Source organism: Polyangium spumosum, from assembly GCF_009649845.1.
GTDB lineage: Bacteria > Myxococcota_A > Polyangia > Polyangiales > Polyangiaceae > Polyangium > Polyangium spumosum.
Genome location: NZ_WJIE01000024.1, coordinates 31,577 through 54,529, shown reverse-complemented (window position 1 = coordinate 54,529; position 22,953 = coordinate 31,577). Strand labels below are relative to the sequence as shown.

At 67.5% G+C, this 22,953-nt stretch carries 11 protein-coding genes; 7 read left to right on the top strand and 4 right to left on the bottom strand.

The genetic code is table 11. From position 1 onward, the window contains the following. Positions 1-77: 77 nt before the first annotated feature. The gene (locus GF068_RS40115) at positions 78-1,343 is read left to right on the top strand and encodes an outer membrane protein assembly factor BamD (RefSeq protein WP_153824840.1); all 1,266 of its coding nucleotides are present in this window, start codon (positions 78-80) and stop codon (positions 1,341-1,343) included. A gap of 11 nt (positions 1,344-1,354) precedes the next feature. Then, positions 1,355-3,205 carry an RCC1 domain-containing protein gene (locus GF068_RS40110; RefSeq protein ID WP_170319969.1) on the top strand — a complete coding sequence of 617 codons (1,851 nt, stop codon included), beginning with the start codon at positions 1,355-1,357 and terminating at the stop codon, positions 3,203-3,205. Between the two features lie 126 nt (positions 3,206-3,331). Here GF068_RS40110 and GF068_RS40105 read toward each other — a convergent pair whose 3' ends face one another. Both GF068_RS40105 and GF068_RS40100 read right to left on the bottom strand, forming a co-directional pair. Further along, on the bottom strand, positions 3,332-6,571 hold the full coding sequence (locus GF068_RS40105) for a serine/threonine-protein kinase (protein WP_170319968.1): 3,240 nt from the start codon (positions 6,569-6,571) through the stop codon (positions 3,332-3,334). Positions 6,572-6,615: 44 nt separating this feature from the next. Continuing rightward, on the bottom strand, positions 6,616-7,269 hold the full coding sequence (locus tag GF068_RS40100) for a hypothetical protein (protein WP_153824837.1): 654 nt from the start codon (positions 7,267-7,269) through the stop codon (positions 6,616-6,618). Between the two features lie 235 nt (positions 7,270-7,504). Here GF068_RS40100 and GF068_RS40095 point away from each other — a divergent pair, with 235 nt between their 5' ends. Both GF068_RS40095 and GF068_RS40090 read left to right on the top strand, forming a co-directional pair. Continuing rightward, positions 7,505-9,502 (top strand): caspase family protein, encoded by a 1,998-nt coding sequence (locus GF068_RS40095; RefSeq protein WP_153824836.1) that lies wholly within the window; start codon positions 7,505-7,507, stop codon positions 9,500-9,502. An 8-nt stretch (positions 9,503-9,510) separates the two neighbouring features. Then, complete coding sequence (locus GF068_RS40090) at positions 9,511-12,558, top strand: CHAT domain-containing tetratricopeptide repeat protein (RefSeq protein ID WP_170319967.1); 3,048 nt, start codon at positions 9,511-9,513, stop codon at positions 12,556-12,558. Between the two features lie 12 nt (positions 12,559-12,570). Here the strand turns inward: GF068_RS40090 and GF068_RS40085 are convergent, their stop codons facing one another. Beyond that, positions 12,571-13,107 carry a hypothetical protein gene (locus tag GF068_RS40085; RefSeq protein WP_153824834.1) on the bottom strand — a complete coding sequence of 179 codons (537 nt, stop codon included), beginning with the start codon at positions 13,105-13,107 and terminating at the stop codon, positions 12,571-12,573. Between the two features lie 428 nt (positions 13,108-13,535). Between GF068_RS40085 and GF068_RS40080 the strand changes: the two genes are divergently transcribed. The 3 genes from GF068_RS40080 (at position 13,536) to GF068_RS40070 (ending at position 17,898) form a co-directional block, all read left to right on the top strand. Beyond that, positions 13,536-15,155, top strand: a complete 1,620-nt coding sequence (locus tag GF068_RS40080; protein WP_240808122.1) for a sigma 54-interacting transcriptional regulator — start codon at positions 13,536-13,538, stop codon at positions 15,153-15,155. Between the two features lie 177 nt (positions 15,156-15,332). Beyond that, a complete protein-coding gene (locus GF068_RS40075) occupies positions 15,333-16,103 on the top strand; it encodes a hypothetical protein (protein WP_153824832.1) in 771 nt (256 codons plus the stop codon). Between the two features lie 109 nt (positions 16,104-16,212). Next, a complete protein-coding gene (locus GF068_RS40070) occupies positions 16,213-17,898 on the top strand; it encodes a helix-turn-helix domain-containing protein (protein ID WP_153824831.1) in 1,686 nt (561 codons plus the stop codon). A 15-nt stretch (positions 17,899-17,913) separates the two neighbouring features. Here GF068_RS40070 and GF068_RS40065 read toward each other — a convergent pair whose 3' ends face one another. Next, a complete protein-coding gene (locus tag GF068_RS40065) occupies positions 17,914-22,770 on the bottom strand; it encodes a WD40 domain-containing protein (RefSeq protein WP_170319966.1) in 4,857 nt (1,618 codons plus the stop codon). Between the last annotated feature and the right edge of the window lie 183 nt (positions 22,771-22,953).

Sequence of the window (22,953 nt, the reverse complement as noted above, 5' to 3'; positions counted from 1 at the left end):
GCTGGTAGGATACGGGCGCCGTCGGCGTGGAGGGCTCTCCAGGCCCCGCTTCCTTCGCCCCCATCCGCACCTTCCCCATGGACACTTCCGTCAAGCCCGGCGACGTCCTCCTCGGCAAGTACAGGGTCGAGCGCTCGCTCGGAGAGGGCGGGATGGGCCGCGTCGTCGCGGCGCGCCACCTGGAGCTCGGCGAGCTCTTCGCCATCAAGCTCCTCTTGCCCTCGCCCGCCCCTGCGGCTGCGAGCACGGCCTCTGCGTCCGCCGCGCGCCCGGCGGCGCGACCGCCGACGTCCCCCCCCTCCTACGTCCCCCCCTCCGAGCAAGCGTCCCACCCTCTGGTGAACCTCGTCATGCCTGGTCTCCCCTTGCGCTCCTGCACGCTCGTCCTGGCCCTGCTGTTCGTCCCTGTCGCGGCGAGGGCGCAGTCCGCCGATCCCCAGGTCATGGCCGCAGCCCAGTCCCTCTTCGATCAGGCCGTCGAGGAGATGGACGCGAAGAACTACACGAGCGCGTGTCCGAAGCTCGAACAAGCCTCGAAGATGCTCCCCGAGGCCCTCGGCGCGAAGGAGACGCTCGCCCGGTGTTACGAGGCCCAGGGCCGCCTCGCGAGCGCGTGGGCGCAATACGGGCTCCTGGAGACGCTGGCGAGCCGCGCCGGGCAAGCGCCACGCGCCGTCGAGGCGGGCAAGAAGGTCGCGGCCTTGAAGCCGCTGCTCGCGACGTTGACGGTGGAGGTCCCGGACGAGGTGCGCGCCCTGCCCGGGCTCACCATTTCGAGCGACAAACTCGCGCTCGGCGAGGCGCTCTGGGGGACGGCGGTGCCGGTCGACAAGGGCGAGCACGTGATCGAGGTGAAAGCGCCGGGCCATCGCCCGTGGTCGGGCAAGGTGGTGATCGGCGCGGACGGCGTGAACGAGCGGCTGAAGGTGCCCATGCTCGAAGCGGCGGCGGCCGCTCCGCCCGTCGGAGCCGCGTCCGCGCCCGCGCCGCGCGCCTGGCAACGGCCCGTCGGTATCGCGACGATCGTCGTCGGGGCCGCGGGGCTCGGGGCGAGCGGGTTGCTCGCGGGGCTGGCCGTGGGGAAAAAAAACGCGAGCAATGAAGATGGGCATTGCGACGCGCAGAACACGTGCGACGAGACGGGGCTCGATCTGCGACGGCAGGCGGTGGGGCTCGGGAACGGGGCCACGGCGGCGCTCGTGGTGGGCGGCGTGCTGGCGGCGGGAGGCGTGGTCCTGCTGATCACGGCGCCCTCGTCGAAGGGCGGACCCGAGAAGACGGGGCGGGTTCGATGGGGGCTCGAGGTTTCGCCGACCCGGGTCGGGGTGCAGGGGGCGTGGTGAGGATGCGATCGATGCGATGGCGTGGGCTCGGCGCGGCCTTTGCGGCGGCGGCTGCCGTCGCGAGCTGCAATGCGGTGCTGGGGATCGACGAGGGAGAGCCGCGTGCGACGGGGAGCGCGTTCTGCGAGGGCAAAGCCGAGGGGACGGCGCTCCCCGAGCAGACGGCGGGTGATTGCACCGAGGTGGTCTGTGACGGCGACGGAGACGTGAAGGTCGTCATCGTCGAGTCGGACGTGGAGGACGACGGCAATCCTTGCACCGAGGATCGTTGTGTGGGCTCGGTCCCCAGCCACGCCCCGCTGCCGTCGGCGCCCTGTTACGGGGGGTCGACGGGCACCCTGGGGATCGGCGCCTGCAAGAGCGGGATCCAGCAATGTGATGCCCAGGGCAATCCCGTCGGGGCGTGCGTGGGGGAGGTGCTGCCCGACGACGAGAAGTGCGCGACGGTCGGGGTCGACGACGATTGCGACGGGCTCGTGGAGGAGGAGGGCGCCGATTGCAAATGCGGCGACGGCATCGTCTCGGCGGGCAACGGTGAGCAATGCGACGACGGGGGCACGTCGGACGCCGATGCATGCTCCGCCGTTTGCAAGGAGCAGCGTGTCCTGGAGGTCTCCGCGGGCGGCCTGGGCACCTGCGCGCGTCTGAGCGGCGGCCGGATCAAGTGCTGGGGATTGAACGCGTACGGCTCGCTCGGCCTGGGCCACAGCATGAACATCGGGGACGAGCCGAACGAGATGGGGAGCGCTCTGCCGCCGGTGGATCTCGACGGCGTGGCCACGCGTATCGAGGTCAATGGTCACGCGTGCGCGCTGCTCGAGGGCGGCGCCTTGAAATGCTGGGGGACCAACGAGTTCGGTCAGCTCGGCCTGGGCGACACTGCGCACCGCGGCAACCTGCCCAATCAGATGGGCATGTTTCTCCCGGCCGTGGACCTCGGCCAGGGTTTGACGGCCAAGGCCGTCGCCGTGGGCGTCTACCATACCTGCGCGATTCTCTCGAACGACATGGTCAAGTGCTGGGGCTTGAACGACTCGGGGCAGCTCGGCCTCGGCGACACCGAGCGCCGCGGCGACGATCCGGGTGAGATGGGCGACGCGCTCCCCGAGCTGCAGCTTGGCGGCAAGGTCAAGGCCATCACGGCGGGGGCGACGCACACCTGCGCGATCCTGTTCAACGACAAGGTCAAATGCTGGGGAGGGAATTTTTATGGCCAGCTCGGCCTCGGCGACACGAACGACCGAGGCAATACACCCAGCACGCTGGGCGCGGCCCTCGATTATGTGGATCTCGGGACCGACAAGCCCGTCAAGAGCATCTCGGCAGGCGGGTATACACATACCTGCGCGATCCTGGACGAAGGCATGGTCAAGTGCTGGGGGGGCAACGAGTTTGGCCAGCTCGGTCTGGAGGACACGGAACATCGCGGCGACGCGCCGAACGAGATGGGAACGAACCTCCCCGCGGTGAAGCTCGGGAACGGAACGTGGGCCGTGGCCATCACGGCGCGCAACAACGGGACCTGCGCGCTCGGGCCGGGCGGCGGCGTCAGATGCTGGGGAAAGAACGATTACGGCTCGCTCGGCCTCGGCGACCTGAACGACCGCGGCGACGCTCCGGGCGAGATGGGCGATGCCCTGCCCGTCGTGGCCCTCGGAGCGGACGACAAGGGCGCGCTCTTCACGACCGCGGCCATCACGGCAAATGACCTCCACGCCTGCGCGCTCCTCTCCATCGGCGCCGTCAAATGCTGGGGGCTCGGCAATCGACTCGGCCTTGGAGACTTCGAGAGCCGCGGCGACGGCCCCGGCGAAATGGGCGACGCGCTCCCCACGGTGAAACTCTTCTCCAGTAACTGGTGAAACCACGAGCACCACCGATTTCAGCTTCGTTTGGGACGGGGCCTCGGGGCCGAGCGGCGCTCGTTGACCCGCCGAGCCCGGCTCAATCGTGCCCCTTGGCAGGAGCCAGGATCTGGCTGCCGAGATTCAACAAGCGGCGGGACGTTCCGGGCCGTCGTTGCCATCGTCGTCACCGACCCTCTCCCCCGGCGTGTCGACGACTCCCTCCAGCGACTCGTTCACGGAGAGCACATCCATCCGCCGATCCCAGTTTGTCCTCGGGATCTCCCGCACGAGCCCCGCGATCGCATCCTTCCGTAGACCTTTCATTTCGGGGGAAACTCGACCCAGCAGGCCAAGCGCCTGAATCCCGAGGCCAGGGACCTTGCAAGCCACCGCCCGCTCCGCGAGTGTCTCCACTTCTCCCGCGTCCGGGGGCGCGCCACACGCGATGGCGAGCGCGCGGGCCAGCATCGTCGCGAAAGGCCGTCCCATCCCGAGCCATACCGAGGCTGCCCGTCCCGCGAGCGCCGCGCCCTCGCCCAGCATCCCCGCGCGCATGGCCGCTGCTGCCTCGTTCAGGCAAACGAGAGCTTCCAGGTCCAGCGCGCCGACCCGGGCGACGGCGTCGACGAACTCGTGATCGGGTCCCTCGAGCTCTCCCATTCGATACCGCGCCGCGCGAATCAACCATTCGGCGCGCCCTTCCCAGTAGGGGTCCCGGCATTGCGCTGCGAGCGCGCGCGCCTCCGTGGCGCGCTCGGCTGCCTCGGCGTGGCGGAACGCTTCCAGCAATGCAGAGGCGCTGTTCAGCGTGAGCGAGATGCGCCCCGTCTTCCATGGCTCGAGCGTCGCGGCCTGGGCATGGAGCGCCGCTGCTTCCTGGAAACGACCCTCGTGGTATCGCTGGAGCGCGCGCCCCTCGACCAGGCTGAGCTGGGCGAGCGGATGGCCGCTCTGTTCTGCCCAGGCCTCGACCTCCTCGAGCACCTCCGCGAGGAGTGAAGCCGACGCGCGGGCCGCCACCGCGGTGATGCGTATTCGATGTCGTCGCCGCTCGAGCTCCGGATCCTGAAACGGTTCGATGTCGTCAGCCATTTCGAGGGCATGGAGCCCGCCTGCCCCCGGCGCAGCGAGCCCCGCGCGGAGCAGAGATTCGAGCCGATCCAGCTCAGCGCCGCGTGTTCGAGCGCGCGTGAGCTCGTAGAGGACCCGATCGAGCGCGCGCGGTGTGTACTGCGCAAAGGCGCTCTTCGCCCATGTGGTCAGGATCTCCGCTTCTTCGGGCGTGGCGCCTTGTTCGCGCGCAGCCCGGAGGCCTTCGGCGAGCGCTGCCGTCGCGGCGTCCAGGTCTCCCTCGACCGCATATCGCCGCGCGGCGACGGCTGCTTCTCGCGCCGCCTCCCGGGCGAGCCCCGCGGAGAGCAGGTGATGGAGCCGTCCCTCGTCGCCGGGCTCGAGGATGGCTGCGATGGCCCGGTGCGCCTCGGCGCGCTGCAGCTCATTCCACGGATAATCCACGCGCCCGCGCCCCTCGAAGCTGTCGTGCCTCTGGCGCCTTACTGCACCACGAAGAACGAGCGCTTCACAGGCTGCCTCGACGCGCCACGGGGCGCACTGCATCACGCGCGCGAGCTGCATGAGTGTCAGGGGGCGACCGGCGAGCGAGAGCCAGCGCAGCGTCTCCTCGACGTGCAGGGGATCGTCGAGGTCGTTCGCCGTCATTGCCGCGCTCGGAACGACCACGAGCCCCGCGTGGAGCCGGCTCAGGGCGTCACGATCGACCGCGAAGAGCGGACCGTCGCGGCGAGCGAGGCCCAGGTGTGTCCACGCGAGGAGCTCCGCCTCGATTCGCGCGGGGAGCCCGTCCGTCCGCTCCCACAACGCCCGCGCAGCGTCCTCCCGCAGATGAAATAGCTTGTCGGGGCCAGAAAAGAGCTGCGCGAGCACGGCCTCGTCGAGCGGCGCGACCTCCACGACCTCGTCGGACGATACCCCGGGAGGCCGCGACACGAGGGAGCGGACGACTCCGCCCGGGACCTCCCGATACCGCGCGAGGATCTTCGCGGACCAGGGATCGAGCATCTCCGCGTCATCTGCGAACAGGACGGCGCGTTCGCCGAGCGCCCTCGACAGCGCGTCGTCTGCCCATGCGAGCGCACTTTCGAGTCGCAGCTCGGCTCCGCCGGCTGGTTCTCCCAGCAATGGGAGGATACTGCCGAGTGGTGCCCGCGAGGGACGCGTCCACGCCGCAGACCAACCTCGGGCCGCGAGCTCGCGGGAGGCCTCCTGCATGCAACGCGAACGGCCCGACCCGCGAGGGCCCACGATATCGACGGAGCGCCCCGCCTGTACGGCGTCGACGACCTCGTGCACGGCCGTGCGACGACCGAGCCACGGGAGCCTCGCGGAAGGGTTCGTCGACTCGCCTCGAAGCGCTGCCAGCACCTCCGCAGCAGAGCCGAATCGATCCTCGATGCGTGTCGCGAGCAATCGATCGATGACCCGAGCCACGACGGCCGGCAGCTCCGGGGCGAGCTCCTCCACACGCAGCGCCGGCTTCACGAGGCGGGCGCGCAGCATCGAAGTCACGTCTTTCGCTTCGTGGGGCACGCGACCCGTGAGCGATTCATAGAGCATCACGCCGATGGCGTAGAGGTCCGTCCGTGCGTCGACCGTACGACCGAGAATCTGCTCGGGCGCGACATAAAGCGGCGTGCCCACGAGCTGCCCTGCGCTCGTCAACCGTTCGGAGCCGGGCGCCTGCAGTCGTGAAATACCGAAATCGAGCACGACGGGGCGCCCGTCGGGGCGCACGAGCACATTTTCGGGCTTGAGGTCCCTGTGCACGACGCCGGCGGCGTGGACGTGCGAGAGGGTCTCCAGAAGCGCGAGCGCCGAACCCGCGAGGGTTCGCCATGGTATGCGGCGCGGCGTCCCGGGGGGCTTCTCCGCGCCCGGGAAAGGCCGGCCTTCGACGAGCTCCATCACGAGGAAGGGCCTTCCATCGGCGATGCCTTCGTCGATCAGCCGCACGACGCCGGGAAACCGCAGCATGCGCAAAGTCGTGATCTCGCGGCGAATACGGGCCCGCATGGATCCATGGGCCACGCGCATCCACTTGAGCGCGACCTGCTCGCCGAGGATACGATCGTCGGCCGCCCATACGTCGCCGTGTGCGCCGCGGCCGAGGTGCCTGACGAGGGTATAACGATCCTCGATCGTGCGTCCCTGTTCGTCGAGGCTCGCGGAGGCGGCCTCTGCGTGCTCTGGCGGATCGGCGAGGAAGGTGTCTGCCAGGGCCGTTTCATGAGCCGCGGCGGACGAGTCCTCCTCGAGTGGCTCGCTCTCCGTCTGCGTCGCGGCTGCGTCGACCGCCGGGGGCATGCCCCGAGCGTACTTGGCCTCGGCGATCGATGCAACGGGGCAGATCAGGGCGCGAAGGGCGCCGCAGGGCCGTGGTAATTGATGCAGCCGGTGATGACGAACGTGCCACCGGAGCTCCACGTCCTGTTGCATTCCTCGACGAACACATCGAGCGAGGAGGCTTCCTCGACCCCGACGGCGATGGCGGCGGTACGGGTGTTCCCTGCCGGCTGATATCGCGCCGGCAAGGACCAGTACTCGATGCTCGATTCCTGCGTCAAGCCCCGCACGACGAAGGCACGGCCGCGCCAATCTTCCTGGAGCACGTCGACGACCTTGCCCGTCCAATCGAGCTGGTAGTTGCTCCCGGGGCGCTCGGGGAACGTGGGTTTGGGGAGGCGAGAGGCGGGCGGGAGCTGGGTCCAGGTCACGCCGTCATACGTGCCGCCTTGCTGGTACACGTCCGCCTGCGCCCAGACGTAAAATCCATTGGGCCTCCAGAGGCCAGGCACGTTCGCCTGCCAGTCGGCGAGGGACCAGCTCGCCATGGACGCGGGGGGCGGCCGGATCTCGAGCTCGTTCTGCGGGTGCCGGAACAGGAGCCAGCGCTGGAGCTGGCCTTTGCCGTGCGCCACGGTGAATGCATACCCGAGAGGTTCTCCCGTCCTTCGATCGATGATCTCGGCAGCGCCGAGATCGAGCAGGCCCGTCGTCGTCATGAACCTTCCTCCAGTCCGGAGCTTGGCGCGTCTTCATCGCGCCGCGTATGAGCAGGCCATCATGCAGCGTTCGTGCCTGGATTGTCACCCAGGAACGCAGCCCGCGTGGCACCGGCTGACGCGTCAGTGACCGAGGCTGACGGGTCAACCGGTTTGATGTGTGTCAATTCACCGCTGAGTGAACGCTGTCTCCTCACTTTACGGGAGGTTCGTCCTTTGCTTTCATCGAACGCTCATGACCGTCTACTCCGGCGAGGAATCAACCCGCTCCCATGTCCTGCTCGTCGGCATCGACGCCTATCCATGCGTCGATCCGCTCTACGGCTGCGCCAACGATGTCGACGCGCTGGAGGCGCTCTTGCTCGACCGTCTCTCGATCCCAGCCGATTCGATCACGAAGCTCGTGGCGCGTCACCCGGTGTCATCGAGGCGACCGCGGCTCCCGGAGGGCGAGCCGACATTGGAGAACCTCCGCGCTGCGCTCGAAGCGCTCGCAGGGGAGCGGGTCCGTCCGGGTGATCGGGTCTTCATCCATTATTCGGGACATGGCACGCAGGTCTTGCCGCGGGGCACGAGGGTCGCGCGCGAGGCGCTCGTCCCGGTCGACGCGCTCGCGGGCGGGAGCTTGCTCTTCGATCACGAGGTCAACGACATGCTCCGTCGTATCGCCGCGCGCACCGTTGACCTCACGGTCGTCCTGGATTGTTGTTGCTCCGCGGGCGCGACGCGCTCCGCTTTGCGCCCGTCGGACAGCGCCGTCCGGTTCTGCGCCGTCGACGACCCCGACGTGGTTTCCCCGGTCGCCTTGCGACGCGGTGGGGACCTCGATGCGGGGCTCCTCTCGTCGTTTGATCCCTCGGATCCTGGTTTCCTGGTCGTCGCGTCCGCGCAATCGAGCGAATCCGCGCACGAGGGGCCCGATGCCGGTGGCATTCGTCACGGGGCATTCACGGCGGCGCTCCTCGACTTGCTCGCCCGAGAGCCCGACGAGAGGATCCATGCCCTCCGCTGGGCGGATGTCTGGCAAGCCCTCCGCGCGCGCGTCACGTCCTTGTTTCCGAGCCAGCACCCGTGTCTCCTCGGGCGGAACGAGAGGCGTCTGTTCGGCGGACCCTTCCGGAGGCAGGACCCCGGGTATTCGGTCAGCGAGGTCGACGGAAAATATCGGATCCAGGCCGGCTCATTGGTCGGCCTCGGGCGCGGGGCCACGGTCGCGATCTACGGCCCGACGCCATCGTTTTTCCCTCCGTTACATTCTTCCGAGGAGCTCGGCGCGAGGCGCGGGCTCCTGAGCGTCGAGAGCGCGACCCTTTCGACTGCCCTGGCGGGGCCCGTCGGGGAAGCGTTTCGCCTCGGCGAGGGGGCGAGGGGTCGTCTCGTCAAACCCGGGAGAGAGGACGCCCTGGTCGTGGGCCTCGATCCCTTCGACGCCGAGCTCGCGCGGTGGCTCTCGGCGGAGGGACCATTTTCGGTCGTGCCCGCCGAAGGGCGTGGGGAGCGTGTGTGCGAGGTCTTCGTGGGTCGTTCGCCCGACGGGCGGCGCTGGATCGGCGACGCGGTGTACGGGCCCGGCGCGGCCGGATCCGAGGGGGAACCCCCGCTCGCGTGGGTGCCGGGGGACGACCGATCCGCGCTCCTCCGGGGTCTTTTGCATTATGCGCGTTACAACCTGCCGCTTCGCCTCGTCCGACGATGCCACGACGGGCCGGGCATCCTGCGCATGCGGGTGCTCGACGCGCGGAACGCAGGGGAGCTCATGCCCGAAGAGTTTACCGACCCACCGCTCCCCGAGGCGGAGCCCGATCCCGAGCACCGGTATCGGTATCGGCTCGTCGATGGTCAACCGGTATGTTTTTCCGTGGAGAACCGTTCGTCTTCGCCCATCTTTGCGCAGGTGATCAATTGCGCTGCGAGCGGGAGGGTGGAGATCCTCGGACAGACGCAGCTCGAGGTCGCGCCCTGGCGGCGGCAGGCGTTCTGGATGCGAGGCCATCTCGGCCGAGCATTTTCGTGCAGGGTCTCGACGGGTCGCTCCTCCAATGTCGATCGGCTCATCGTCGTGGGGACGGCGTCACCCGAGGTGGATCTCGGCTCCTTGCGGGTGAAGGAGTCGTTCGAGGAGGCGATGGGCAGCACGCGGAGGGAGATGTTGCCGGACGAGGAGGAGCCTGCGGAGTGGTGGAGGGCCACGATGGTGATGGTGGAGATCGTGCGGGGCGGGGGGAGGTCGTGAGGACGTCCATGAATTTTTCGTTCGTGGCGCAGGCCGAGAAGCTGCACGACGAGGCCATGGAGCTCGCCGACGTCGGGAGGGTGGATGCGGCGATTCCGCTGGCCGAACGGGCGTTATCCATGCTGGAGAGCGCCCTCGGTGCAGAACACCCCGACGTGGCCGGATCGCTCAGCAGCGTTGCGGGCCTTCACAGGACGAGAGGGGACCTCGATAAGGCGGAGCCGCTTTATTTGCGGGCGCTCACGATTCTGGAGAATGCGCTGGGGCCGGAGAGCCCGGTCGTGGCGACCCTGCTCAACAACCTCGCGCTGCTGTACGAGTTAAAAGGGGACGGGGACAAAGCGAAGCCGCTGGTCGAGCGTGCCGTCGCCATTCTGGAGAAGGCGTCGAGACCGGAGCTGCCCGGTGGGGCGGGGGATCCGGCGAGCGCGCTCGAGGAGGCTCGGCAGCTCGACGATATGGTCGCCCGCCTCTACGGAGAGCGGAAGTATGATGAGGCTATCCCGCTCGCGGAACGTGAACTCGCTCTTCTGGAGAGTGCGCTCGGGCCGGAACATACGGATGTGGCACAATTGCTCAACGGCCTGGCGATGCTCTGGTACTGGAAAGGAGACAACCCCAAGGCCGCGGCGCTTCATCAGCGCGCGCTCACCCTTCGGGAGCGAGCGCTGGGCCCCCACCATCCGTACGTGGCCCAATCGCTCAATAGCCTTGCGATGCTGCACGAACAGAAGGGGGACTACGCCCGGTCGGAACCCCTCCATGAGCGCGCGCTCGCCATTGTGGAGAAGGCATTTGGACCCGAACACCCCGACGTGGCCACTGTGCTCGGCGATCTCGCAAGGCTGCACTACTTGAAAGGGGACTACGTGAGGGCCGAGCCACTCTGGCAACGCGCTCTCGCCATCCGGGAGAAGGCCTGGGGACCCGAGCATCCTGACGTGGCCGAATCGCTCAACAACCTCGCTGAGCTGTATAGAACGAAAGGGGACCACGCGAGGGCTGAGCCACTCTACCAGCGCGCGCTCGCCCTCCTGGAGAACACGCTGGGTCCGGAGCACCCCCTCGTGGCCAAATCGCTCAGCAACTTGGCCTTGCTGAACGTTCGAAAAGGGGACTACGACAAGGCCGAGCCGATGTACCAACGCGTGATCGTCCTCCTGGAGAATGCGCTGGGGTCCCAGCACCCCGACGATCTAGCGAACGCGCATCACAACCTCGCGATGCTGCACTACAGGAAAGGGGATTATGCCAAGGCGGAGCCGCCCCTCCTGCGCGCCATCGCTACCCTGGAGAATACGCGGGGGGCCGACCACCCCCGCGTGGCCACCTGGCGCAACAACCTCGCGGCGCTATTCCTGGCCGCTGGTGAAACCACGGAGGCCATGCGACAGATGGAGCGCGCCGCGGCGATTCAGGATCGCAACGCCGCGGTTCTGTTGATGACCGGATCGGACGAGCAGAAGCGTGCCTATATGGATACGCTACGAGGCTGCACCCATCAGGTCATCTCCCTGCATGTCCAGTTCGCATCCGACGCCCAGGAGGCGACGCGGCTCGCGCTGACCACGATCCTGAACCGCAAAGGTCGGGTGCTCGATGCGATGACGGACAGCTTCGCTGCGCTGCGCCGTCGCCTCACCGTGGCGGATCAGGAGCGGCTTGACCGGCTGCGATGCGTCATCACCGAGTACAGTGCCTTCATGTGGCGAGGGCCAGGCGATACACTGCATCGCGACCACCGTGCGACCCTGGCTCGTCTCGATGAGGAGCGCCAGAATCTCGAGGCCGACATCAGCCGTCGCGCCGTCGAGCGCCAGGGTGAGCTGCTGCCCGTCACGATCGAGCAGGTACAGGCCGAGATTCCCGAGGGCGCGGTCCTCGTGGACATGGTTTGCTACCGGCCATTCGACCCCCAAACGGATCTTTGGGGCAAACCACGCTATGTGGCTTACGTGCTCCATCGTCAGGGCGAGATCGCCTGGGTCGATCTCGGCGAAGCTGAGCCCATCGATTGGGCGGTCGTCGAGCTGGCTTCGACCCTTGGAAACCCTGCCGCCGCTCCGAGGCCGCCTGCGCGCGAATTCGATGTCTCGAGCACGCCCATCGCGGATCATCGGGCACCTGCACGCGAGCTCGATCGGATGCTCCTGCAACCCATCCGCCGGTTGCTGGGTCCGACTCGTCGGATCCTGCTGAGCCCCGATGGACTGCTCAACCTCGTACCCTTCGGCGCCCTGGTGGACGAGGAGGGGCGCTACCTCGTCGAGCGGTACCAATTCAACTACCTCGCGAGCGGCCGGGATCTGTTGCGCCTGGCCAAACAGGCCGCCTGGCGACAAGGTCCCGTCGTGGTTGCAGCGCCCGACTATGGCAAGTCGACCGACGCCGCGGGTGAGACCGGGTTTCAACCGCTACACTTCGCTGAGCGGGAAGGCCGCGCCCTTGCACGAAAGATTCCCGGTGCCACGCTCCTCGCGGGAACGACCGCGACCAAGACGGCCATCACGAGGCTCGCCGGACCAAAGCTCCTCCATATCGCGACGCACGGGTTTTTCCTCCCGCCTCCGCCGGACGACGTGGACGCAGCGGTGCGTGGAACGACGCACCCGAAATCATTCATCGACAATCCGCTTTTACGCTCGGGCATCGCGTTGGCCTGCGCCAACCGCCGGCACGGCGATCAGAATGATGGTATCTTGACGGCGCTGGAAGTCTCGCAACTCGACCTGATGGGGACGAAGCTCGTCGTCTTGTCGGCGTGCGAGACGGGGGTGGGAACGATTTCCAGCGGCGACGGCGTGTACGGTCTGCGGCGCGCCCTGGTCATGGCCGGCGCAGAGACGCAGGTGATGAGCTTGTGGCGCGTCGATGATGCGGCGACGTGCGAGCTGATGGAGGCCTACTACGAGAAGCTCCTGGCCGGGGTCGGTCGCGTGGAAGCACTGCGCCAGAGCCAGATCGAAATGCTGGAGCGGCCCGACCGCGCGCACCCGTTTTACTGGGCCAGCTTCATCGCCTCGGGCAACGACGCGCCGCTCGACGTGACGCCGTAGCTCGAGAGCGGCTCAGAAGGAGACCGTCGCGTTCGCCCCCAGAAAAGTGTTGTTTTTCTGGAACGACGCCGCGGGCACCACGTTGAAGCTCACGTCGCTCGACTTCGAGCCTGTGCTCGCGGCGTATTTGGATCGGCCCCATGTCGCGAAGCCCCAGGCCATCAGCGGCAGCCCGATCGTCGCCGGCAGGAATACCCCGAAGCAGTATGCCGCTCCGCCCCTTTCGCAATCCGGCGCGCCGACGACGATGTTCGCGACGCCGTAGCCGGTGAGCAGGGTGCCGATTGTGGCAGCCACGTTCCCCGGATGATCGATGTCCGTGACGTTCCGTGTCGCAACCATTTCGTTGCCTGCCCGCGTCTCGACGAGGAGCATGTCGTCCGCGGAAGAGACGATCTTCCCCTCGATCTCGGGTTCATTGATGCGAGTTATGGTGGCGGTCGTCCCGCAGCCCATGGCCAGCGCTGCGAAGGGGGCACAGAGCATCATCGCGTATCGAATGTCGTGGAGCATGGTTACCTCTCGAGAACGGGTCGATTGTCCTGTCATTGCCCAGAGCAGCTTCCGTGCCTGGCTGGTCGCGACCGTCGGCCATCAAGCCCCGGCGCCGTACCACTTCTCCTCCTCGCGGAACGCGAGCAGCGGGAGAAAATGAACATCCCCAGTACATTGGGCATGACGAACTCCTCCGCGCCGCGTCCGCCCGCAAGCTCCATTCCGGGTGCTCCGGACCCGAGAAGGCTCGTCTCGGGGATCGCTGACGCGTCAGTGAACGGAGGTGACGCCGGGAGGGGCGGCTGACACGCCATTCGCCCGCGTTCGTCGACATCCCCTGCCGCTTCCCCTTGCCCCCGCCGCTCCCCCCGTCCTACCATCGGCGGCGCATGCCCACTGGCAGGAGAACCGGGTTCACCCGCACCACCCTCGTGGGTCGCGGCACCGCCACCACATCCGGCGACGACGCCCCCACCCTTGCCTTGACCGTCCTTTACCACCCGGTCCTCGACCGCGTGGGGGATCGTGTCCTCGTCGACGGCGCTCCGGGGCGCCCATTCGCGCTGTCTCGCACCTTGCCGGCGTTCGCGCCTCCCGACGCCCTCGGGGACGGCGAGCCCCTCGGCGACGAGCACCTCAGCCGCAAACCAATCCTGCTCTCGGCCGCATCCGACGGGAGCGTCCGTATCGATATCGGCGACAGCAGCACCACGGTGTCCGTGCGCGGTCAGCGGGTCGTCGGGAGCACGATGCTCTCTGCCAAGGAGCTCGCTCGCGGCGTCGTGATCGAGCTCGGCCACCGGGTTGTCCTTCTCGCACATCACGTCGGCACGCCCGGAGGCGTCCTCGACGGAGGCGTGGGCGACGAATCGCGCGAGCTCGTGGGCGCGAGCGACGGCCTCCGCCGCGTGCTCTGGGACATTCAGAGCATCGCCGATCTCGACCTGCCCGTCCTGCTCCGCGGCGAGACTGGCAGCGGCAAGGAGCTCGTCGCCCGCGCGGTTCACCGTGCGAGTCCACGCCGTGACAAACCGTTCGTCGCTGTCAACCTGGGTGCCATTGCACCATCGCTCGCCGTTTCCGAGCTCTTCGGCGCGGAGAAGGGCGCGTACACCGGATCGATCCGGCGTCAGGTCGGGTATTTCGAGCAGGCGCACGGCGGCACGCTTTTCCTCGACGAGATCGGCGAGGCACCGGTCGAGCTCCAGGTCGCGCTGCTGCGTACGCTCGAGACGGGCGAGATCCAGACCGTGGGCTCCACGCAGCTCCGGAAAACGGACGTGCGTGTCGTCGCTGCAACCGACGCGGATCTCGAGGGAAAGGTCGCGTCGGGGTCGTTTCGGGCGCCGCTCTTGAACCGGCTCGCGGCGTACGAGATATGGATTCCGCCGCTCCGCGAGCGTCGGGATGACATCGGGCGGCTCCTCGTGCGGTTCTTGCGCGAGGACCTCGCAGAGATCGGGGAATTGCAGCGCCTCGCAGCGCCGACTGGCGGCGCGAAGCCGTGGGTCCCCGCGTCCCTCGTCGCGCGCCTCGTCGATTACGACTGGCCTGGCAACGTGCGACAGCTCCGAAACGTCATTCGGCAAATCGTCGTCGGCAATCGTGGGCGCAATCGCGCGGACATGACGCCCGCCGTGGAGCGGCTGCTCGTGAAGCAACCTCCACGAGAGCCGGAGAACCCGCAGCCCATCCCGCAGGCGCCCCCCGATCCCCCGAAAGCCCCCGCGCCCGATCCTCCGCCTGCCGCCATCAAGGCCCCGAGCGACGAGGGCCCGTCCCGTTCACGCAGCGCATCTCGCCGAAAGCCCGCCGACGTCACCGAGGCCGAGCTCCGGGAGGCCTTGCGCTCGTGTCGCTGGGATTTTGCCGCGACCGCAGAGAAGCTCGGCATCTCGCGGGCAGCCATCTACATGATCATCGAGCGACTTCCTGGATTCCGCACCGCGGGTGACCTCACGGAGCAGGAGATCGTTCAATGCCACCGTGAGCTCGGCGGTGATCTCGCGCGCATGGCCGAGCGGCTCGAGGTCTCCGAGCGGGCGCTCTTGCGCCGCGTGCGAGAGCTCGGCCTCGTGACTTCAGGCGTCAGCGGGCGCTGACGCGACAATCCCACTCGATAGACGCCAATCCGGCTCCTGACGCGTCAGCGCCCGGCGTCACGCCCCTTTTCGCCCGAAAAGGGAAACGCTGGGGGGCCCGGCAGGCCTGGCACGCTCGCTGCAGATAGGAGGGAAAGCGGCCGCAAACGCGACCGAGCAAAGAAGAGGAGCCCGACCATGAATGCACGTTCGACCTTCGCGATTCGTTTCTTCTCCGCGGCCCTGATCGCCAGCAGCGCCCTGATGGCGGGTTGTATGGACGCCTCGTTGGGGCCCGACAACGTCCAGGAGTCGCTCATCGACGAGAGCGAAGCGCTGGCCATCCCCACGGGGAGTGAAATGCGGCTCGAGCGTACGGGAGAAGGCGAGGCGCTCTCGCTCGTGCCCAACGCGGCGTGGAAGGAGCTCGCCCCGGGCGTCTTCGAGAACGGGGCAGAGGACGGCGGAAACCGCATCGTCGTCGGCGCCGAGGGGCACGAGTGGGCGATCGAGCAAGCCGAAAAGGAGCTCTCCGAGCTCCAGGCGCGAAGCGCCGCGCAGGTCGAGGAAGATCCGGCCGTGGACGACGCGATCGAGCAGCTCCAGGCGCAGCTCGCGAACCTCCAGGAGACCGCGAAGAGCATCGCGGCTGCGCCGGTCGATACGAATTTGACGCTCTCGTGCAACATCGGCTTTTATACCGGCCCGAGCTCGGCCGTCTCCGGGTACTACGGCGCGGCCGCGCTCGCGCAGGTCGCGTGCACCGGCGGCTGCCAGACGTTCACGATCGCGGCGCAGGCCTGCACGAACTTCGGCTGCTCCCCGGTCTATTCCTCGTCGCGGTTCGTCTGCTCGACCCCGTGGACCTATGGCGTGACGATGAGCGGAAGCTATGGCGCGAGCTGCTCGTCCGCGGCGTCCGTCTCGCCTCCGGGCATCATGTCGTCCTGGAGCGGCTTCTGCGGCTGACGGATCGATCCAATGGGGGCCCTCGCGCGCTCCGGGCGCGCACGAAAGCCACGAAGAGGGTTGCGCGCTCCGCTCGTCTCGACGACGATGGAAGCGATTCGAGGGTCCCTTGACCGATATCCAGCTCTTCCTCGCCCACGCTGACGATCACCGCCCCATCCTCGACGAAGGCCTCCCGCTCGTCGCGACGCTCGACGCGCCCGCGCAGGGCGCGCCGCCCGAGGCTCTGCACCGCCTGGCCAATGTACACGCTCCGCCGGACGCGCTGCCCGAGCAACGCTGGGCCCTCGTCGCCCCCAAAGGCCCCGCCGGCGACCGTTTGCTCTCCCTGCTCGAGCCGCTACGAAAAAAGCGCGAGGAAGAGCAAGGGGAGGACGCGCTCGTGTACCGCGTCGATCCCGGAATGGATCCCGTCGCCGTCGCGGCGTGGATTCAAAAAGAGTATCGCGACGCCGTTGGTCGGCGCGAGGCGGCGCGGCCTCGATATCTCCTCCTGCTCGGAGGCCCCGAGCTCATCTCCTGGGACTTCCAGCAGATGCTCGGCGGCGAGGTGTTCGTGGGTCGACTGGCATTCAGGGACGACCGCGGATACGAGGCTTACGTCGATAAAGCGGTCCGCTGGGCGGACGCGACGGAGGCGCCGCGCGCGCGGACACTTTATCATGCGGTACTGGACGGCACGCGGGCGATGGTCGAGGGGGATCGCCATCTCGTGCGACCCAGCCTCGAAATGGCGCGGCAGGGCCAGGCCGCGGGCACGTTCGGCGCCGAGGAAATCGTCGAGGTCCCGACGGATCCCGCGGGTACGGCGCTCGACCTGTCGAGCGCCGCCGGGGTTTTGCTCCGCGAAGCGGCACGCACGCGCGCCGGGGTGCTCTTCACCATGAGCCACGGCGCGGGGATTCCGAGGGCGGGATGGCGATCCCGCGAGGAGCAACATGCTCACCAGGGCGCGATGGTCCTCGGTCGCAAGGGTGACCTCCTCACGGCGAACGACATCAGCCGCGGCCCGTTTTTGCCCGGCGGCGTCTGGTTCATGTTCGCTTGTTACGGTGCTGGCACGCCGTCGCGCAGCGCGTATTTGCCTTGGCTGAGCAGGCTCCACGAGCTCGGCGTGATCGGAAACGCAGCGGACGGGGTGCTCGCCGCATTACCCCAGCGAGGCGATCCGCCCTTCATCGCGGCCCTGCCGCAGGCCGCGCTCGCGAACCCCGAGGGGCCGCTCGGCGTGGTGGGTCACGTGGATCTCGCGTGGACATGGAGCTTCCTCGATTATGACCTCGAAAGCGGAGGCCTCGTCCCGAAGAGCCGCGCCGAACGGTTCCAGGGGATCTTGCAGGCCTTCGTGCACGGGCATCGGTTCGGCGTCGCGCACCACGAGATCGCGCGGTTCTTTCGTTCGGTGAGCACGGAGCTCACGATCTCCTACGAGGAGCGCGCACATCGAGCGAGCCTCTCTTCCGATTTCGTGGAGGAGCAGGCGAGCAGGGTACGTCGTGCCAACCTCTGGATGCAACGGCAGGATCTCGCGGCCTATGTGCTGCTCGGCGACCCGGCCGCGAGGCTGCCCATTGCGCGGTGCCCTGCGGGTATTCGACATGCGGCGCCAGCAGGAGCGGCATCGAGGGGCACGGAGGAGAGCGTTCGCAGGGAAGACGCGGTGCTCGCGGTGCTCCGGGGCACGGCGACGGCCGCGACCGTGGCTTCGCGTTTCGGTGTTTCGCGTGAAGAGGTCGAGCGCTGGGTGGGCATCTTCGTGGACGCGGGACGCGCGGCGCTCGGCCGGATGACGTGAGGGTTGGCGGGGTCTTCAGGGTTTGGCGGGGAGGAACGGCGCGTCGTCGGGGAGGCGGAGATCGAGGTATTCGTCGAGCTCGCCGGGCTCGAATCGGCAGAGGCCGGCGACGTGCCAGAAGGAGCCGGCGATGTCGCCGCCGAGCTTGTAGCGGCCGTCGGGGGTGAATGCGACCCAGCCTTCGGGGGTGGTGAGGAGAATGGCGAGGCATTGGCCGGTGGTGATGTCCCAGAGCCGAACGGTATTGTCATACGAACCGGAGGCGAGGGTCTTACCATCGGGGGAAAACGCGACACTCAATACTGCGGACATGTGTCCCTCACAGACACGCAGGGGGCGGCCTGACGCGACGTCCCAGAGTCGAACGGTCTTGTCATCCGAGGCGGTGGCGAGCGTCTTGCCATTGGGGGCAACCGCGACGCTCCTCACAGCAGTCGCCCCGCCCTCGAAGACGCCCATGGCGCGGCCCGTCGCTACCTCCCAAAGTCGCACGGCATTGTTCGCCGAACCGGCGACGAGGGTCTTGCCGTCGGGGGAAAACGCGACGCTCAATAGCGCAGCCCCATGCCCATCGAAGATGCGCAAGGTGCGGCCCGTCACGATGTCCCAGATCCGAACGGTCTTGTCCGCCGAACCGGAGGCCAGCGTCTTGCCATCGGGGGAAAACGCGACGCTGAACACCCCCATCGTATGATGCTTGAAGACCCGCTGTGCGCGGCCCACGACGTCCCAGAGCCGAACGGTCCTGTCATACGAACCGGAAGCGAGCGTCTTGCCATCGGGGGCGAACACGATGCTGTAGACTGAATCGCCGTGCCCTGTGAGACTACGCAAGGCTTGGCCTGTGGCGACGTCTCGGAGCTGAATGGTCTTGTCGGACGAAGCGGAGGCGAGCGTCTTGCCATCGGGGGAAAACGCGACGCACCCCACCGCCGACGCATGCCCCCCTACGGCGCGTGGAGCGCCGCCCTTGGCGACGTCCCAAAGCCGAACGATCTTGTCATCCGAACCGGAGGCGAGCGTCTTGCCATCGGGAGCAAACGCGACGCTCAACACGAAAGGCGCATGCCCCTCGAAGGTGCGCAGGGCGCGGCCGGTCGTGACGTCCCAGAGCCGAACGGACTTGTCGTCCGAGCCGGAAGCGAGGGTCTTACCATCCGGGGAAAAGAATACGCTTCTCACCGCCGCTGCATGCCCCTCGAAGGTGCGCAGGGCGCGGCCGGTCGCGACGTCCCAGAGATGGATGGTCTTATCGTGCGAACCGGAGGCAAGCGTCTTTCCATCAGGCGCAAACGCAGCCGTATAGACAGCGTCGGCATGCCCTTGGAACGCGGAGTCGTATAGTTCGCTCGTCTGCCGCCCGAAAGGCCGCCCGAAAGCAAGCAGGACACGACCGGTCGCGACATCCCAGAGCTGCACGGTAGCGTCGTCCGAACTGGAGGCGAGCGTCTTGCCATCGGGAGAAAACGTCACGCTCAGAACTGCGTGCGTATGCCCGGTATGCCCCTTGAAAGCCTGCAGGGCGCGGCCCGTTGCGACACTCCAGAGTCGAACGGTCCTGTCGTTGGAAACAGATGCAAGCGTCCTGCCATCGGGAGAGAAAGCGATGTCTCTCACGGCAGACGTATGCCCTTCGGCCCCCTCGAGGGTGTGTAGAGTACGGCCCGTCTCAATGTCCCAGAGCCGAATGGTTTTGTCGGACGAACCAGAGGCCAGCGTCTTCCCATCGCGGGAGACCCGTGCGCTCCACACGGCAGCCTTATGCCCATTGAAGACGCGGAGGACACGGCCGTTCACGACATCCCAGAGCCGAACGGTCTTGTCCTCGGAACAGGAGACGAGCATCTTGCCATCAGGGTTGAATGCGACGCTGCGTACCTTGCTGGTGTGTCCTGACAAAATACGCAGGACCTTACCCGCGACCGTATCCACGAGCCAAATGAAACCGTCCCCGTGTGCCGTAGCGAGCAGCGAACCCGACGGGGCCCAGGCGACACTCTTGCATGGCGAAGCTGCCGCATACATCGGCTCGACATTCCGTAAAACGGGGGGAACGGCCCCCACGGCGAGCAAGGCCTCGTGCCGTTCCTCCGGGATACCTTTTGCCCCGAGTAGGATCGCGCCGCGGAGTCGAGCAGGGTCGAGGTTCCTCGCCTCCGAAAAATCGGCGCTCGCCGCCCGGGCGAACGAAAGATCGGCCCTCGCCAGATCCACCCGCGCGAGGTCGGCGCCCCGCAGGTCCGCGCGAGATAGGTTGGCCTCGACGAGCGAGGCGCGCCGCAGGTTCGCCCCCTTCAGCGTCGCCCCACGAAGATCCGTGCCACGAAGGTTCGCGGCGCGCCAGTCCACCCTGGAAAAATCCCTCCCGCGGAGATCTTGTCCCTCGAAGTTCACCCGCTCGAACAACGCGCCCATTCGCGTGAGCAAGAGCGTCAGGTTTCTCAGGACGATGCCGTCCTCCGCTCCGCCAAGCTTCTCCAGCGCCCACGTGGAGGCTCGGTCTCTCCCTGCCATCGCCGCGAAAAAATCCGCCATCAGCGCGCTCATCTCATCGACCACGAGCGCCAGCGGATCCTGGCCCAGGACGAGCTCGTCGGCCGCTTGTTTTGCGACGAGCCACTCCATCACCGACCGATGGACGAACGAGAACCGACCCTCCTCGTCCCGCACGAGAAGCGACCCCGAGCCGAAGAGGTGGATGAGCACGGCCGGATCGAGCGCCGGCTCCCCGAGCGCCGCGAGCGCCTGCGCGATCCCTTCATGAATCTCGTCCTTCGAGACCGTCTTCACGCGTGCGTGCCACATCGAGATGGCGAGCGAAGCCACGCCCCGCGAGAGCGCCTCGCGCGAGATGCCTTTCGACCAACCTTGCCGCCGCGAGCGCTCGTATTCCCCATCGAGCCATCGCTTCACGAGGAGCTCGTACAGCCTCGCCGAGGTGATCTCGCCCCAGCGCTCCTTTGCCTCCCGCAGCGACTCCTCCGGGATGTCCGCAATGAACGAGAGCATACGCGGGTTGTGCGAGAGCCCGAGCAGATCCTTCACTTCGTCGATCAACCGGTATCGCGCCTCGGCCGCCGGTACATCGACGAGCACGTTACGCAGATACCGCCGGATCTGCGGCTCGCCGAAGGGCTCCAGCATGATGAGCCGATACCCACCGTGCACCGCGCTCTCGGCCTTCCGCGCGAACTCACGCTCCACAGCCTTGTGGATCTCACCCTCCGTCAGGAAATGCTGGCGTCGGCTGGAGAGCACCACCTTCGCTTGCCCCCGCGCGGCCGAGAGCACCGTTTCGAGGTGACCGGTCGCGCTGTCGTACGTGACCTTGTCCGCGAGCTCGTCGAAACCGTCGAAGAACAGCGCGACGCGCCCCTCTTCGAGCATGTACTCGAAGGCCTTGTAGTTGTACCCGGAGACATCCGCGCGGGAGAAATGCGCGCCGATGAGCTCCGCGAGGCTGTGCTGTTTTTCGAGCTTGCTCATTTCGAGCAGCACGGGCAAAACGGGGTGCTTGCGTTCGACCATCTGCCGGCAGAGCTCGCGGAGCAAGAACGTCTTGCCCGCCCCGAACTCCCCGAGCACGAGCAGGAAGCGCCGCTGCGCCGGCGTCGCGAGAAGCTCCCACATCGATTGCAGCGCGTTTTCCGTGTGCTGGAGCTCGCGATTGCCCGCGATCTTGATCCACGCAGGCGGATCGACGTACGTGGTGGAGATGTACGCCGGGCTTCTCTCGAGCTCGCGCGTCTGCCAGCCGAGATAAGGCTCGAGGTCGAAGAGCCCCTGGTACCCGTCGAACGTCTGGAGCTCGATGCCCCGGCGATCGAGCTCCGCGCGAAGCACGACCGGCGCGGCATGGCCACGATGCACCAGCGTCGAGCGGAGCAGCGGATGGCCTCGGCGGAAGGGACCGTCGATCTCCGCGGAAAAACGCGCCGCGAGCTCCTCCGTGATCTCGTGGTCCAGCGCGGCGACGAGGCTCATCCGGAAAAAACCGCCGGCATCGACCTCGACTTCGAGCACGCCCGCGAACGGTGAAGGCGCGTCTCCGCGCGTGATCCGCGCGCCCGGGTGGCGCAGCTTCGCGATGCGCTCGACACGCGTGAGGAATGGATCGACGATGTCCTCCTCCTCGCGACCCACCATGACACGCTTCGAAACCGGCCCATCGTACGCAGATGGAGCCGGCACGGAATCGGCGGCGCCGAAGTCACGGGGCATGTTCGGGGGCCTCCGTGTCAGGAACCTCGGCACCTCACCATCCCCGAATCCGGCCAGCTCGATCTGGTTCTTGCCGAGCTCGAACGCCTGGCTCAGCGACGCTCCGAACCCGAGCCCTTGGTAGAATGCCCATGCAAAACTGACGGCCGCAGCGTCATGGATCGATCGCCTCATGCCGACGACGGCCTCCACGTGCTGCTGGATCGCCTCCGCCTGGGCGGAAGAATGGCAGGCGTTCAGCACGACACAACGAACGCCGCCCACGATCCCGAACAAGTTTGCCAGGGCAGACGCGGGGATCGGCTTGGCTCTCCCACCATCGTCCTCGACCAGGATCTCGCCGTCGAGATCCTCCTCGCTCGACGCATCGGCGGACAACATCTCCCGCGCGACGTCGATCGAACCGGGGGAGCTGCCGCTCCGCTCGCTCCGCCCGTGCCCCGAGAAGTGGACGATCTGTGGCCTGTGCCGGAGCAGCGCCGCCTGCAGGTCGCCGACACGAACGGCCCACTCCTGCACGATCTCGAAGCGCTCGCCTTCGTGTGTTCCGCGAAGGCGCTGCGTGATCTCGCGGACCTCCCGCCCGAGCGCCAAACGCGTGGTATCGGAGGGGTTGGCTCCCAGGAACAGGATCCGAATCTTGGAGGGCATGGCGATGGGCATGATGGAGGCCGCCGATGAACCGTATCAGGGAAGTGCCGAGCTGGGGAGGGCGACCGCCAGAGCCTGAATTGACCAAACGCCGATGCTACGCGACGGCCTCCTCGCATTCGCACCCAGGAACCATCCCCTGTTGATGCGCGCCGGATCGGGCGTTTCTCCACGCGTGAGCAA